The organism is Pseudomonas sp. NPDC087817 (assembly GCF_044742875.1).
GTDB lineage: Bacteria > Pseudomonadota > Gammaproteobacteria > Pseudomonadales > Pseudomonadaceae > Aquipseudomonas.
The window spans coordinates 53077-68572 of the sequence record NZ_JBIUVJ010000014.1 but is presented as its reverse complement, the minus strand read 5'-3'; the positions used below and the strand labels follow the sequence as shown (position 1 = coordinate 68572).

The 15496-nt window shown below is 59.5% G+C and carries 11 protein-coding genes and 1 pseudogene; 9 read left to right on the top strand and 3 right to left on the bottom strand.

Annotated features, from left to right (window positions below; translation table 11 throughout):
- Positions 1–135 precede the first annotated feature (135 nt).
- The 6 genes from ACIONG_RS13120 to ligD all read left to right on the top strand — a co-directional run bounded on the left by ACIONG_RS13120 (position 136) and on the right by ligD (position 11064).
- Positions 136–885, top strand: coding sequence for a tellurite resistance TerB family protein (locus ACIONG_RS13120; RefSeq protein WP_401299918.1), 750 nt, complete (start codon positions 136–138; stop codon positions 883–885).
- Between the two features lie 356 nt (positions 886–1241).
- Positions 1242–4832, top strand: coding sequence for a toxin VasX (locus ACIONG_RS13115; RefSeq protein ID WP_401299915.1), 3591 nt, complete (start codon positions 1242–1244; stop codon positions 4830–4832).
- Entirely contained in the window at positions 4822–5925 is a 1104-nt protein-coding gene (locus ACIONG_RS13110) for a hypothetical protein (protein WP_401299912.1), read from the top strand. Before ACIONG_RS13115 ends, ACIONG_RS13110 begins: the two co-directional genes overlap by 11 nt.
- A gap of 179 nt (positions 5926–6104) precedes the next feature.
- On the top strand, positions 6105–7481 hold the full coding sequence (locus ACIONG_RS13105) for an iron-containing redox enzyme family protein (RefSeq protein ID WP_401299909.1): 1377 nt from the start codon (positions 6105–6107) through the stop codon (positions 7479–7481).
- An 11-nt stretch (positions 7482–7492) separates the two neighbouring features.
- On the top strand, positions 7493–8446 hold the full coding sequence (locus ACIONG_RS13100; RefSeq protein WP_401299906.1) for a methyltransferase: 954 nt from the start codon (positions 7493–7495) through the stop codon (positions 8444–8446).
- Between the two features lie 17 nt (positions 8447–8463).
- Positions 8464–11064 (top strand): DNA ligase D, encoded by a 2601-nt coding sequence (ligD, locus tag ACIONG_RS13095; protein ID WP_401299903.1) that lies wholly within the window; start codon positions 8464–8466, stop codon positions 11062–11064.
- On the opposite strand, the gene ACIONG_RS13090 is transcribed toward ligD, so the two are convergent.
- The 3 genes from ACIONG_RS13090 to sodC all read right to left on the bottom strand — a co-directional run bounded on the left by ACIONG_RS13090 (position 11065) and on the right by sodC (position 12523).
- Complete coding sequence (locus ACIONG_RS13090; RefSeq protein WP_315448186.1) at positions 11065–11466, bottom strand: hypothetical protein; 402 nt, start codon at positions 11464–11466, stop codon at positions 11065–11067. It lies immediately after the preceding gene.
- Positions 11467–11546: 80 nt separating this feature from the next.
- The gene (locus ACIONG_RS13085; RefSeq protein ID WP_103303299.1) at positions 11547–11861 is read right to left on the bottom strand and encodes a DUF2388 domain-containing protein; all 315 of its coding nucleotides are present in this window, start codon (positions 11859–11861) and stop codon (positions 11547–11549) included.
- 140 nt (positions 11862–12001) lie between these two features.
- Complete coding sequence (gene sodC / locus ACIONG_RS13080) at positions 12002–12523, bottom strand: superoxide dismutase family protein (RefSeq protein ID WP_103303300.1); 522 nt, start codon at positions 12521–12523, stop codon at positions 12002–12004.
- A gap of 246 nt (positions 12524–12769) precedes the next feature.
- Here sodC and ACIONG_RS13075 point away from each other — a divergent pair.
- From ACIONG_RS13075 to ACIONG_RS13065, 3 genes and pseudogenes are all read left to right on the top strand, one after another.
- Positions 12770–13525 (top strand): annotated as a pseudogene (locus tag ACIONG_RS13075) (MCP four helix bundle domain-containing protein); the annotation flags it as partial.
- Complete coding sequence (locus ACIONG_RS13070) at positions 13520–14383, top strand: methyl-accepting chemotaxis protein (RefSeq protein WP_401299990.1); 864 nt, start codon at positions 13520–13522, stop codon at positions 14381–14383. The pseudogene ACIONG_RS13075 and the gene ACIONG_RS13070, both read left to right, overlap by 6 nt.
- 586 nt (positions 14384–14969) lie before the next feature.
- Positions 14970–15496, top strand: a 527-nt coding sequence (locus tag ACIONG_RS13065; RefSeq protein ID WP_401299898.1) for a malate:quinone oxidoreductase, incomplete at its 3' end; no start/stop codon positions are given.

Sequence of the window (15496 nt, the reverse complement as noted above, 5' to 3'; positions counted from 1 at the left end):
CTTAGCTCGCCACTGAAAAAATACGCAGGCGAAATCTGTAGGCCTTTTCTGTGTCGGCCAAACGGTGCTGGCGCAATGGCCGCAGCGGTCTATTGTTGCCAGACGCAGTCACTGCCAATGCTTGAGGATGACGTCATGAATACCAGCGATTTGCTCGAACAATTGCTGCGGGGCCAGGCCTCGGCGGGTCAACAAAGTGGTGCCGCCGGTGGTGGTCTGGGTGGCCTCGGTGGTTTGCTGGGCGGGCTGCTTGGTGGCGCGGACTCCACCGGCACTCGCGGCGGTTCGCCTGCCGGAGGGGTAGGAGGTTTGGGCGGATTGCTCGGTGGCTTGCTCGGCGGCGGTGGGTTGGGCAGCGTTTTGGGCGGCGCTGGCGGTACGCAAAGCCGTTCCGGGGGCACCAATTATGCGGCGCTGGCATCGTTGGGCATGATGGCGTTTCAGGCGTATCAGGCCTGGCAACGCAGTCAGGCCAGCGCAGCGCCACAGCAGACGCCGCAAACGGCCAATCTGCTCGCCGGCCCCGAAATCGAAGAACACAGCCATGCCGTGCTGCGTGCGCTGATCGCGGCGGCCAAGGCTGACGGGCGCATCGACGATAGTGAAAAACAGCTTATAAGCAGTGAGATCGGCAAGCACACTGATGATCCGCAGCTGAAGCAGTGGCTTGATGACGAAGTCGCCAAGCCCCTTGACCCCAATGAAGTGGCGCAGTCGGCAAACAACGACCCGGCGGTGGCCGCGGAAATGTACCTGGCCAGCGTGATGCTGGTGGATGACCAGCAGGACGCCGAGCGCAGCTATCTGGATGAGCTGGCGGCGGCGTTGCAGATTGATCCTGAATTGCAGGTGCATCTGGAGCAGCAGGCCAAGGGCACAGCCTGAGGCAGGACGTCGCTACCCCGTGCAACAAGTGGATCGCCTTTTTCTGCAGTAATGTCTGTAGGACATTCTGCGTGAGACTGTCCGTCTTTTCCTAAATTGAACCGTCCTACATCAAGCGTCGATTCATCTGACTTCACCGATTAAGCCATCACGCCCCACAGTCCTGTGCCTTAAACAGACACAGGGACATGTGGATGCTTACCGTTGGCAGGTTCATCGTTTTCTTACGGGATAAAGAAGGTTTTTTCAGCGGTTTTCGCGTGTGCGGGCATGCCGGGCTTCTGCTGGCTCCTGGCGGGTGCGGTGCGCTGGCCGCTGATCTGGCGCAGTGCTGGGCTCGCCAGGGGGGGGCGCCAATGACCCATCCCGCCATTCTCGACGCCACAGCGGCTTCGAAAGCCCCAATTGCTACTCCCACGGCGTGCCCGCTACGACAAACTCACGTGCAACTGCTGCCGCTGAGTTACGGCCTGGTGGAAAGAGAGCACGATCCCGGCGCCGAGCTGAATTTGCCGTACACCCTGAGCGCACGCCCGATGGGCATCCGCCGGCTGCGCGACGGCTGGCTGTACATCATCGACGGCCTCAGTGGTGACTTGTACGAATACCGGGTACTCGACGGCATTGTCACGGCGTTGCTGCATCAGGGTAAAACGGTTAACGAGGATCAGCTCGGCGCCATTGAAGAGCGCCCGGCGCTGATTTTTTCGCGCAAAAGTACGCTGTACGTGAGCTTCGCCGAGGTGCAGTGGACGGCCCGCAAATGCTCTCAGGTGCTGGACAGCGCTGAGGAGCGTGAGCATTTCATGCAGGCAGTCGATTTGGGGCCGGTGAATTGTCTGGTCGGTGGCGAACATTTGCTGACGGTTGCTCAGGCGAAAAAATGGCTGGCGGAAGTGGCGACTGGCGCTGAGCCGGTCGCTGAAACGGACGCAACACGGATGCCTGCCGTGCAGGTCAGCGATGCCCCCGAGCATGAACGCGAACCGTATTTGTGGGAGCAGCCGAAGCGTTTTCGTGCCGCCCACATCGGCGAGTTTCTCGGTCGGGTACGCGGGCCGTATCAGGACGACACGCTGTTTCTGCTGGTCAACGATGATCTGGGCGTGCTGCGCGATCTGGCCGAGTATCAGGACCGCGTGGTCGGCTGGGTCGAGGCGTGGAGCAACGCCGATAACAGCGAGCGTGATTATCTGTTGGCCAGTTACATCGAGTCCCTCAGCCAGCTCAACGACAAAGATTTCGACAGTCTGGCCAACGCCAGTGACCAACCGCAGGCCAAAGCCCTGTTTGCCGATATCGAACAGTTACCGGCGCCGGATCGTGAGAACACGCGCAAGGCGTTGCTCGATTATTTGAACAAGGGCGGCAGCGTCGAGCCGACCTCTACAGACGCGACGCCGGACCTGAAGCAACTGCGTGAAAAGGCCCTCGATCAGTCGCTGGCCCTGAACCGTTTCGACGGCGTCGCGCCAGACTTCACCGCCCATTCCCGCGCCACCGCCGAGGCGGATCGCCGCTACTACACGCGTCAGTATTTCGAGGCAGTCGCCCCCGAAAATTTCGTCGAGCGACACCTGTCAGCGCTGGTCGATCTGGGCAAGGATCAGGATCGGCGCATGCGCGATGTGCTCGACGGCCCGGTGCTCAGCGGCAAACGCGGGGTCAACGACCTGATCGACCGACCGGCGATGGACGACAGACTGAATCTGCTGCGCGATGACCTTGGCCGCTGGAACCGCCTGCTCGAACGCATCACCGCCGACCGCACGCAACTGCTGGTCGACGGCCGCTTCCACCGCGCAGCGTGGTACTACGACGCACAAGACGCGACGCAACTGCACCAGGCCCTCAGCACCGAATACGCCTGCCTCAAGGACCTCTGCCGCAGCGACGCGGCGAGCGAACAAATGCTCGGTTATCTGGAACAGCACCCGGAACTGACCCGAACGCTGTTCTACACCTTGCCGCTGCGTCTGCAAGCCGAGCAGGCCGGGCAATATGCGTTCCTGTTCAACGCCGGCATGGCCACCTTCAACAACCTGCCGGACTGGCTGGCGAAACTGAAGAAGATCGAGCAACCGCACCTGCCGGCCCTCGACGACATGCCCGAACACAGCCGCACGGTCGCGGCCGCTGTGCAGGACACCTACAGCCCGGCCCTGAACCTGGGCCTGAACCGCGTACTGGAGGGCTTCGATCTGTCGGGCGAGAAAATTCCCGACCTCGATGAGCTGTTCCAGCGCCTGCCCAAGGGGCTGAAATTGCGCCTCTTCGATGCCGCCAAAACCAGCGGCGTGACCTTCACCGTCGCCAGCGCGGCAGAACAGTCCGCCCTGCAAACCGCAATCAAGGAATTGCTGCGCGAACGCGACTACCTGAAAACCCTCAACCGCGAACGCAACCAGATCACCCACAACAAGAACCGTCAAGGCCACAAAACGCCGAGAGCGCTGGAGTTGCAGGAAGAGATCCTGCGCGTGCGGGCGCAGTTGACGGTGATTGAAGGGCGACTGGCGGCGGCGCTGAGCCCGATTGAGGAAGTGCCGGATCGCTCGGCCCGCTTGTACGGCGCGACGCCTGCGCGGGCAGGGGTGACGGTGGTGTTTCCGCCGGCGCAGCAGGGGGAGTTAAGGAGTTTGTTGGGGAATATTCGGCTGGGGGTGGGTGGGATTTCGGCGGGGAGTCTGGTGAAGACGGAGGGGATGGGGTTGGTGGTGGTTTTGGTGCAGGTGGTGAATTTGGTGGGGGTTATCAAAGAACTGACCAAACAGGCCAACAACAAGCGGACGTGGGCTCCACTTTACGGTGCATTGGCGACGACTGGGGCGGCGGGTTTTACAGCGGCTCAAAGTCTTGCTGATACAGCAATGAAGGCTCGTAGCACTGCGCTTGTAGCTGCACTTCAACCTCATGCCTTGCAGCATGTATATGTGCAGATGGGGAAATTGCACATAGGGCTAGGCTTTTTAAACTTCTTCTTAGGGTTGGTGGCTTCCACAATTAGTCTTCGCACACAACACAAGAACTGGGAGCAGGCTACTCGAAGTGGAAATCGAGCGGCGAGTAACAGTGCAGCACTTGGTACATTCGGAGCAGGTGGAATGGTGACAGTCAACGCCTATGGCTTGAGCAACACCGCCCACGCCACGTTCAAGGTATTGACTGCACCGAATCGTGCCGCGCGAACTGCCGCTTGGGCGGCCGCGGGCACACGTCTGTCCACTGTATTTTTCCGCTTCAATCTCGCAGGGGCGCTGTTCACTGTGCTTGAGCTGAGCGGCACCTGGCTATTTAACCGCTACAACCTAAGCGCTCACGATAAATGGCTGCAAATCACGCCTTGGAGCCGGGATGCGGAAATGTGCGGTGATCACTCACTGGATGACTATCAAAAGTATCTGGCTTTTCTGATTCACGCGCCTTACGCCCAACTTGGCCCAAACCCGTACGACTCTTGGCTGAAAAAACTGTTGTTCAAAGCCAAACCCAGCGATATCCATCTGGTGCTGCCAAGACTGACGTTGAGTGATCTGCTGCCTCCCTTTGGCGGTAAGTCGACACATCGTCTAGGCATCGGCGCTCACCGTATTTCTCTGCCATTACACAGTCAAGGAGCGCCCCGAGAACGCAAGGACATAATCAGCGATGAGGTCGTAAGTAGCTTGCGCATCGTAAAGTCATCCCCGGAGGGACTCGTGCTCTGTCTTCAGTACCCGGTGGGTCTCGGTTCTGAATTTACGCCTGCCAGAGAGACGCTGGAACTGGCAGTCTGCATACAAACCTTGAATACCAACGGTGAGTGGTCATCGCGAACACGCGTCATACATTTGGACCCTCGGGGTGAGGGACATTTTTCGGTGGTTTCTCCTCAGTTGATTAAAGAGTCCCCACCAGTTTTGCTTGTCGAGACCCAATTTCTGGAACTGGCCGATCATGCCGAGTAATCACGATGTGCCCGTCCATGAACGGCTTGAGCAGCAGCGAGCAGGAGATGTCGAGCCCTTTCCGAGTGGAAAGATTACCTATCTCGCACCGCTGCCTCTTCCAACACCATTGCCGCCATACGGTCCTCATATAGGCGAGCTGAATAATGTTTATATGGATTTTGGGTTGGGATTACCGCAGGTGTTTTCGTGGCAGGTCATATTGGGAGGACCGTTGAGTGGCACTTTTATGACCGCTTGTTTGTTCCCTCTCATTGGCGGTTTCATGTTCTTTTTATTTGGGATGGGATGGGGTGACATCTCTCACGCCATAGTGGGCCTTTTTCAGGAGGCTTACGGAGTCTCTTTAATTGCAGGCTTTCTAAGTCTCTTCATAGGCCTCGCCGTCTGGCACCACAACCACAAAAAACGCGCCTCAATCATCCCGACCCGCTTCAACCGCCAACGCCGCGAAGTTTGCTTCATGCCCGAAGGCGAAACCGACCCCGTCTTCGTCCCCTGGGAATCCCTTTCCGCCTGGATCATCGAAGCCCAAGGCGCGACCCAATACGGCATCCACCGTCAATACGGCATGGGCATCGGCTTCTACCACGGCGAAACCCTCACCAGCCTCGAATTCCCCTGCGCCGGCCTGCCACTCGCCATCAGCCATTGGGAAGCCATTCGCGGCTACATGGAATACGAGGTCAACGACCTCAAATCGATTCAGGATCTGCAAGACCTCCAAGGCCCCGACGACCCTCCCCACGAGGGCCTGCACACCTTTCGCAACGCCCGCGCACGCATGCACCAGCAGATACGCGATGGCTCGCGCACTCGGCTGTCAGGGTTTTTCTGGTACCTGTACCACGTCATGACTCTGTGGACGATTCCCAACTACCTCGTCGAGTGGGAAGTGCGGCGCCTCGAAAGGATTGGCAAACAGACGCTTCCCGATGTCATGCGCGAATGGTCGGAGCCGCTGCCGGAAGATCAATGGGCCAAACCAAGTGAGGAGTTGCTGCGGCTGAGTGAGCAGGTGCGGCAGTTGCAAGAGCGTCAGCCGCAGCGGTCCATCACGGAAATTTTTGCCCAGGTGCAGCGAGTGGCATGAATGCCCGGGATTCGCCCCGGAATGCGCTGCAGATGTAGCCTTCGGTCTCGTTCACGGATTCATCAACTGCTCCGTCCGTCCGGGCATTTTTCAGCGCGATTGAATTTTTGCCATGCGCAACCCCTCTGCTGCTGTAGAGGCGCGAAACAGCGTCCTGACAATCGACCGAGAATATTGCCATGACTGTCCTGACACCCCTGCAATCCGTGCCAGCCCAAGAACAAGCGATCGAACCCGCCGGGAATATCCGTGGCGTCTATGAAGCGCTGCTACGGGAGGAAAACCCGCAAGCCCTTGCGCAAACGTTCCTGCACCAACAGCTGGAATGTGCTGTAGCGTTGCCCGAAGAGCTGCCGCAAGACCCCTCTACCTGGCACGCCTGGGTCGCCGCGCATTGCGCCGATGTCGCTCGGCAATACGCTGATTATCTGCAACAGCGCAAGGCCGGCGGGCCACGGCAGTTCTTCAGAAACAAGGCTCAGGCGTTGTACTTCCTGCAAGCGGTGGGCCCGACCAAACTGGTCGATGGTGCCTGGTTGTACGGGCTGTTGCAGCATTGGCGCGATCCACGTTTCAGCGGTTTGCTCTGCACCTATCTGGAAGAGCTTGGTGAGGGCAATCCGGCGCAGAACCATGTGGTGATCTACCGCAAACTGCTGGCCGAACACGACCTCGACCACGCCGGTCCCATTACCGATGAGCGTTATCTACAAGGCGCCCTGCAACTGGCGCTCGGCGTCTGCGGCGATGAGTTTTTGCCAGAAGTCATCGGCTACAACCTCGGCTACGAGCAACTGCCGTTGCACTTGCTGATCAGCAGTTACGAGCTTAGCGAGCTGGGCATCGACCCGTATTACTTCACTTTGCACGTCACCATCGACAACGCCAGCACCGGCCATGCGCAGAAAGCCGTACAAGCGGTACTTGACCTGTTGCCGCTTGAGGCCGATCGCGCCGATTTTCTGCGGCGGGTATCGCTGGGTTATCGACTCAATGATCTGGGGCAGGGCAGTCGCGCGATCATCGAAGTTTTCGACCTGGAAAACGAATTGCTCGCGATGCTCGAGCGCAAGTGCCCGTTCGCCCAGCACATGCACTCGGACTATTGTCGCTTTGAAGGTAAAACCGTCAACCAATGGCTGGCCGAACCGGCGCATTTGCCGGGCTTCCTGCAAGCCCTGCAGGACAAAGGCTGGATCAAGCGTCATGAAGACCCGCAGGCCAGTCGCTTCTGGCAGTTGATCGACGGCGATGGTGCGGCGATGTTCGGCGTGTTCAGCGCCTACGAGAAACAGCTGGTCCACGACTGGATTGCCGGCGACTGGAAACCGGCGCGAAAAGCCACGGCGTTGCGCCGACACGCGCCGGCCAACTCACCAATTGAGGTGCCTGAACAGGACCCCGACGTACAGCAGCTCAACGCCGCGCTGGAAGGGCTTGATGGCCACGCACAAATGGCCGCGCTTATTCCGTGGCTGGCGCCGGCGCGGCATGCGCATCCTGCCGGGCTACTTGCCACTCGCCGGTTTATCGAACTCAAATCCCGCCTGCCTTAAGGACATCAGCAATGAATCAGGAAGAACAACTGTCCACCGACGATCTTGCGTTGCTGCAACTGGGCCGGCGCTTGCAGGCTGACGGCTATCGTTTCATCACCCCGACGCCGCTGACCCATCAGCGGGTCAATCAGCGTGACGAAGGCCAGTTCGCTGACTCCCTGCGCGATGTATTTGGCTGGTCGCGGCCCTTTGCGCCGGGCCTGTTGTCTGCCGATGAGCAACGGCAGTTACAGGATGCGCAAGTAATCGATTGCTACGAAGGTCACCTGAAAAGCCGCGTACGCTGGTCGAGCCTGGACGACTTGCTATTCGTGCATTCGGCGTATCCCACCGACGCCGCCGATTCAGTATTTTTCGGTCCGGACACTTATCGCTTCGCCCAATTGATTCACGCCCATTTGCAGCAGAATTTCGCGCCGATCCATCGTGCGGTGGACATCGGCTGCGGTGCCGGTGTTGGTGCCATTCTGATCGGCCGCGCCCGCCGCGAAGCGCAAGTGTTGGCGCTGGATATCAATCCCGCCGCGCTACGCCTGACCACGATTAACGCGGCATTGGCGGAAGTCGCCAACGTCGAAGCCCATGCCAGCGATCTGCTGCAAGGCGTCGACGGCGAGTTCGATCTGATCGTCGCCAACCCGCCGTACATGGCCGATCCCGCCGCGCGGGCCTACCGGCATGGCGGTGGCACGCTGGGCGCCGGGCTGTCGTTGCGCATCGTCGAGCAAGCCCTCAATCGGCTCACACCCGGCGGCTCGTTGCTGCTCTATACCGGCGTGGCGATGGTCGATGGTCGCGATCCGTTTCTCGACACGGTGTTGCCACGACTCGATGAAGCACGGTTCGCCTGGACCTACCGGGAAATCGATCCGGATGTCTTCGGCGAGGAACTGCTCAACCCGGGATACCAACGGGTCGACCGGATCGCCGTGGTCGCCTTGACTGTGACTCGTATTGGCTGAAACAGGGCAGGTGCGCCATGAGCAGAAACCTTGACGACTACAACCGCATGCGCGATTTCTCAGCGACGTCGGAGCCAGCCGCAGTCAAGCGTTCGAGCAAGAAGACCGCAGCGGATCACGCCCTGCAGTTCTGCATCCAGAAGCACGACGCCTCGCACCTGCATTACGACTTTCGCCTGGAGCTCGATGGCGCGCTGAAGAGCTGGGCGGTGCCGAAAGGGCCATCGCTCGACCCCAAGGTCAAGCGCCTGGCAGTGCATGTCGAAGACCACCCGCTGGATTATGCGACGTTCGAAGGCAGTATTCCCGAAGGGCATTACGGCGCCGGGGATGTGATCGTCTGGGATCGCGGGGTATGGATCCCACTGGAAGACCCGCAAAAGGCCTACGTCAAAGGCAAGCTCAAGTTCGAGTTACAGGGCGAGAAACTCGCCGGGATCTGGAATCTGGTGCGCACCCACACGCCGGGCAAGAAGGAGAACTGGTTTCTGATCAAGCATCAGGACAGCGCCGCCCGCCCGCAGGATGATTACGACGTGCTGGTGGCCGAGCCGGATAGTGTTTTAAGTGAGCGCACTCTGGTCGATAAACCCAAGCTTGCAGCCAGGCAGGTCAAACCCATCGAGAAGCCTGCCGCCAAACCACGCAAGAAAGCTTCGGGCACGCTGACCGGCGCGCACAAGGCGAAAATTCCCGCCCAACTGAAACCTCAACTGGCGACCCTGGTCGACAGCGCACCGGAAGGTGACTGGAGCTACGAGATCAAGTTTGACGGTTACCGGATCATGGCGCGGATCGAGGGTGAACAGGTTCAGCTCTTCACCCGCAACGGTCACGACTGGACGCACAAGTTGCCGAAACAGGCAGAAGCGCTGGCTGCACTGAAACTGGAGTCAGCGTGGCTCGATGGTGAAATGGTGGTCGCCGACGAACACGGCGTGCCGGATTTTCAGGCGCTGCAAAATGCCTTCGACTCCGGCAGCAGTGCCGACATCCTCTATTACCTGTTCGACATGCCGTATCTCAACGGCGTAGACCTGCGCGAAGTCGCAGTCGAGGAACGCCGCGCGGCACTTTCAACGGTGCTCGGTGCTCATGAGCAACCGCTGTTGCGCTTTTCCCAAGCTTTCGACGAAACCCCGGATGCGCTGCTTAACAGCGCCTGTCAGATGCAGATGGAAGGCCTGATCGGCAAACGCCTCGGCTCGCCGTACGTTTCACGGCGCAGCAGCGACTGGATCAAACTCAAGTGCAAACATCGTCAGGAATTCGTGATCGTTGGCTACACCGATCCGAAAGGCTCGCGCAGTGCCTTCGGCGCGTTGCTGCTGGGCCTGCATGATCGTGATAGCGGCGAGCTGCGCTACGCCGGTAAGGTCGGCACCGGTTTTAATGAAACCACCCTGAAAAGCATCCTCGCGCAACTCAAACCCTTGCAGGTGAAAAAAGCTGCCGTGGTCAACCCACCGAACGGATTCGAAGCCAAAGGCGTGCACTGGCTCAAACCGAAACTGCTGGCGGAAGTCGCGTTCGCCGAAATGACCAAGGACGGCTCGGTGCGTCATGCCGTGTTCCATGGATTGCGCGAGGACAAACCGGCCAAGGACATCACTGAGGAGCGAGCGAAATCCGTGAAGACTTCAGAGAGCAGAACCGCCGCGAAGAAAGCCCCGAAAAAAATCGCTGCGAGCAAATCCGAACCGGCGGAGACTGCGCCATCGCAGCTCGGCCTGGCCAGCGGAAAGGTGCGCATTACCCACCCGGATCGGGTCATCGACGCCGTCAGCGGCACTACCAAAATGCAACTGGCCGAATACTACGCCAGCGTCGCCGAATGGATCCTGCCGCAACTCAAGGACCGCCCGGTCGCGCTGGTGCGGGCGCCGGACGGCATCGCCGGCGAACTGTTCTTCCAGAAGAACGCCGAACGTCTGGCGATCCCCGGCATCACCACGCTGGACAAGGATGTCACCGGGCAACCGGTGATGCTGATCAACAACGCCGAAGCGCTGATCGGCGCGGTGCAGATGAGCACCGTCGAACTGCACACCTGGAACGCCACCACGGTTGACCTCGACAAGCCTGACCGCTTCGTCCTCGACCTCGACCCGGATCCGGCGCTGCCCTGGAAAAGCATGGTCGAAGCCACCGCGCTGACCCTCACGGTGCTGGATGAACTGGGGCTCAAGGCGTTTCTCAAAACCAGCGGCGGCAAGGGCATTCACCTGGTGGTGCCCTTGACCCGCAAGCTCGGCTGGGATGAGGTCAAGGATTTCAGCCACGCGATCGTCAGTCATATGGCCAAGCTGTTGCCGGATCGATTTTCGGCGGTGTCCGGGCCGAAAAATCGCGTCGGGCGAATCTTCATCGACTATCTGCGCAATGGTCTCGGCGCAACCACCATTTGTACTTATGCCGCGCGCACCCGTGAGGGTTTGCCGGTGTCGGTGCCGTTGTTCCGGGAAGAAGTGGCCGAGATCAAGGGCGGCAATCAGTGGAATATCCACAACGTCCATGAACGCCTGGCAGAAGTCGGCGACGAGCCCTGGGCGGACATGAAGAAAACCCGCCAGAGCATCACCGCAGAAATGCGCAAACGGGTCGGGATGAAGAAGTGATCAGGTGTCGCGCAACAAGTCGTGGGCGTTGAGCAGTTCGAAGGCAATTTCCGGATGGTTTTCCAGGCCCCGGCGAATTGCGGCCGGAATTGCCTGACGGGTCTTGCGACACAGCCCCGGCAGCTCTTCGATCTGAATGGCAATACCACGCATCGTGCGCACTTCGTTGAAACCGGGGGCGACTTCGACGCGGATACCCAGTTGTTCAAACATCCGTTGTTGCAGATGCCTGAGGTCGGTTAGATCCTTGAGCATCTCCAGACGCGCGAGCAGACGTTTTTCTTCCTCGCGCGTCAGGCGCAGGATGCGCAGATCCGCGCCGGGTTTCTCCAGCAGCGGGTCGCGCCCGCAATTGCAGGCGCCGGGCGGACAGGGTGAGCGCAACGGCACAGAAGTCGTCATGGCCTCCATCATAGAGGCCGTCGGACATTTTTGCCTATGCGCTGTCAGCAGCCGTCCATCGGCCGCTTCGCTTCTGACAGCTACTGATTCAGACCTTCGTAATGCACCAGAATCGCATTGGCGAGGTCTTCATCGCTGGCGTTGATGCCAGGGTTTTCCTGGCGAACCTGTTGCAGCACCGACTCAAGATAAACCCCACGAATGGCCCCGCCACTGGCGACGAATGCAGACAAGTCGTCACGGGCTGGAATCACCATTTTGTGATCCTTGAAGGTCGAGTACAGCGACGCGGAGACACCTGCTGAAGTGGCGACATCGCCCGCATCGACGCGGGCCAGTGCCGAACCGACGGGCAGGCATAAGAGTAAAGAAGAAACGAGCACTAACTTGCGCATGACGGTATTCCTCCACAAGCGCGAAGCAAAAGGGAAGTACTACATAATGTGAGAGGTGCGCGGAGGGCGGGAGTTCCGTGGGAGATTCATATGGAGTGCGGGCAGCGCCGTTGCGGGCTGCCCGTTCCTATATGCAGTGGTCAGATCACGCCACAGGCCATGCGGTCGCCGCCACCGCCAAGGGGCTTGGGCATGTCGGCATGGTTATCGCCGCCGGCATGGATCATCAGTGCATGCCCCTTGATCTCACTGATTTTCTTCAGCCGCGGCGCCAGCACCGGATAGTTGGCGATACCGTCGGCCGTCACGTAAACCGCCGGCAAATCGCCGAGGTGTCCGTCCGCATAAGGACCGAGGTGCTTGCCGGTTTTTTGCGGATCGAAATGACCGCCAGCCGCCAGGGCTGCGCCTTTGACGCCGTCTTTCATACCGGCCTCGCAACTGCCGTTTTCATGGACGTGAAAACCATGCACCCCGGCCGGCAGAGATTTCAGATCGGGAGTGAACAGCAAGCCATACGGCGTTTCACTGATGGTGACGGCGCCAATCGCCTGCGGTGCACCATCGGCGCTGACCAGATTGATGGCGACTTTCTCGCTCGCCGCCTGAGCGGTGCCAATAGCGAGGGTGCCGAGTAGTCCCAACCAGAGTGCGCGTTTCATAAGCGTTTCCTTGTGCTGCACGAGTTTTCAGAGGGGCCGACTCAATAGCCTTTGCCCATTAAATGGCGATGAAGGCGCGATCCCGCTGCGTTCAAAGTGAGACTCGTCGCACAATCCGAAAGTTTTGCCAGTGCTGTCGTCCTCCGTCGACATTCGCTGACACGCTCTGGCGCGGCAGATTGGCGCAAATAGGCTTAACTCAAGGTCTGACAGGGCTTTCCAGCGTGCCCGGGGAGGATTTGCAAGGTGTCGATCAAACTGCGTTTAGTGTTGCTGATTGTTACCAGTCTGCTGACAGCCTTGATCATGGGCGTGGTCAGTTACTTCGGTAATGTGCACATGGCTTCAGCGGTCAACGACAACGCCGTCAGCATGAGCGCGCTGCGCAACCACATGGAGGCCGACATGATGCACGACGCCCTGCGCGCTGATGTTTACTCGGCGATGTTGGTCGGGTTGGGCAAAAGCACCGGGACAGCGGCCGAAGTGCGCGACTCGATCAATGAGCACGCCGGGCATTTCCGCGAGGTCCTCGACGACAACCTCAAGTTGCCAATCAACCCGACCCTGCGCACGGCGCTGGAGCAGATCAAGCCGAGTCTCGACACATACATCAACGCCGGTGAGCGGATTGTCGGGCTGGCACTGGACAACCCGGATGCGGCGCAGCAGGAACTCGCTACGTTCAATACCGCGTTCAGTCAGCTCGAAACGCAAATGGCGGCGCTGAGTGAATTGATCGAAACCAACACCCGACAGACCAGCGAAGGCACCGAAGCGGCTATCCGCAACGCCAATCTCGCTCTTGGCCTAGTGCTGATTGCCAGTCTGTTGTTGCTGCTGGCGCAGGGGCGCTGGGTGATGTCGAGCATCCTCGGGCCACTGAAAACGGCCAGCCGGATCGCCGAAAGCATCGCTCACGGCAATCTCAGCGAGTCCATCGCCGAGCCGTCCGGCAAGGACGAGGCCAGCGTCTTGATTCGGACCCTGGCGACCATGCAGCGGGACTTGCGCAACATGATCGACGTGGTGCGCCGAAATGCCCATGGTGTCAGTGGCATGAGCGAGCAGTTGAGCCATGGCTGCCATCAGGTCGCCGACAGCAGCCAGCAACAAAGCGTCGCCGCCGGGACCATGGCTGCCGCCGCCAGCCAGATGACCGCGAGCATCGAGGAAATCACCCGACACGCCGAGCGCGCGCTGGGCATGGCCAACCAGGCCGAGTCATTGGCGAAGAATGGCGGGCAGGTGATCCATCAAGTGGTCAGCGACATGGATGATATTGCGCGCTCGGCGCAACAGTCGGCGCAGGTGATCCGCACGCTGGATCAGGAGTCCGAAGCGATTTTCAACATCATTCAGGTGATCAAAAGTATTGCCGACCAGACCAACCTGCTGGCGCTGAACGCCGCCATCGAGGCCGCGCGAGCCGGTGAGCAGGGCAGGGGCTTTGCGGTGGTGGCGGACGAAGTGCGCAGCCTGGCGGCGCGAACCAGCGCGTCCACTCAGGAAATCGCCGCGATGGTCGCACGCATTCAGCACAGTACTCGCGAGGCCGTCAGCAGCATGGAGGCGGGCGTGGCGCAGGTCGACAAGGGCATGGCGGTGACGGCTGACGTCGAGCGGGCGATTCGGGAAATTCTTGAGGCAACGTTGAGCACTACACAACTGGTCAATGACATCACCCGCACCATCGGCGAGCAGAGCCAGGCCAGCAACGAGATTGCCCATCAGGTGGAGATGATTGCCGGGATGTCCGAGGGCAACAGCCGGGTAATCGGCCAGACGGCGAACACCACAGATGAGTTGTCGAGTCTGGCGGGGCAGTTGGCGCAGTCGGTGGATCGGTTTCGGTTGTGAGTGCTGCAGCAGGTGTGCAGTAACCCTGCGAACACCACAACCCAATGTGGGAGCTGGCTTGCCAGCGATAAGGCCGGCACATTCAATATTGATGTTAACTGACACACCGCTATCGCTGGCAAGCCAGCTCCCACATTGGACTTTGGTGTAAACACAAGTGTATTCACAACATCAAAACGATGACTTTAAGCGAGAGGATTCAGCCAAGGGCCGCGCTGGGGTTATGTTCGGCACTTGCCAGCCGATAAGCCCCTGAGCGGAAAAAGACTCTCAAGTCGGGAACAGACGCGCGGGTTTGTCCTGACGTGATATTCTTCGCGCCAACTTGGTTTGACCTTATTCAGTTTGCTTGCCTTTTGGGCGGGCCGACGGAATCCCTGTCGCTCAAGTAGCTGAAGCCAATAATGATAAGAAGTCAGTTCAGAAGGGACATTAACTGAGGTCGATGCGGTACATCGGCCTTGTGTGCCCACCCGTCAAAATTGAAGTGTGCCGGAACCCGCGACGCTAGCCTGAGCGTTGCAGAAGAGGGGCCTCACACGCACAACAGCGGCGGGCGGAAGGCGTTTTATCATAGGTGCAACAGATGTTTAAAAAAGTGAACACAGCCCTGCTGGGTCTGGCTTTGGCGATGGGGATGACATCCGCCAATGCTGACGAAGCAAAGAAAGTCGACGTCCTGCTGATCGGCGGCGGCATCATGAGCACCACCCTCGGTGTGTGGATCAATGAGCTGGAGCCAAGCTGGTCGATGGAAATGGTCGAGCGCCTCGACGGCGTCGCCCTGGAAAGCTCCAACGGCTGGAACAACGCCGGTACCGGTCACTCGGCTCTCGCTGAGCTGAACTACACCCCGGAAGACGACAAAGGCAACGTGACGATCCCGAAAGCGGTCGAGATCAACGAAGCGTTCCAGGTCTCCCGTCAATTCTGGGCCTGGCAGGTTCAGCAAGGTGTTCTGAAGAACCCTCGCTCGTTCATCAACACCACTCCGCACATGAGCTTCGTGTGGGGCGATGACAACATCAAGTTCCTGAAAAAGCGCTACGAAGCCCTGCAAGCGAGCCCGCTGTTCGCTGGCATGCAGTACTCCGAAGACCCGGCTGTGATCAA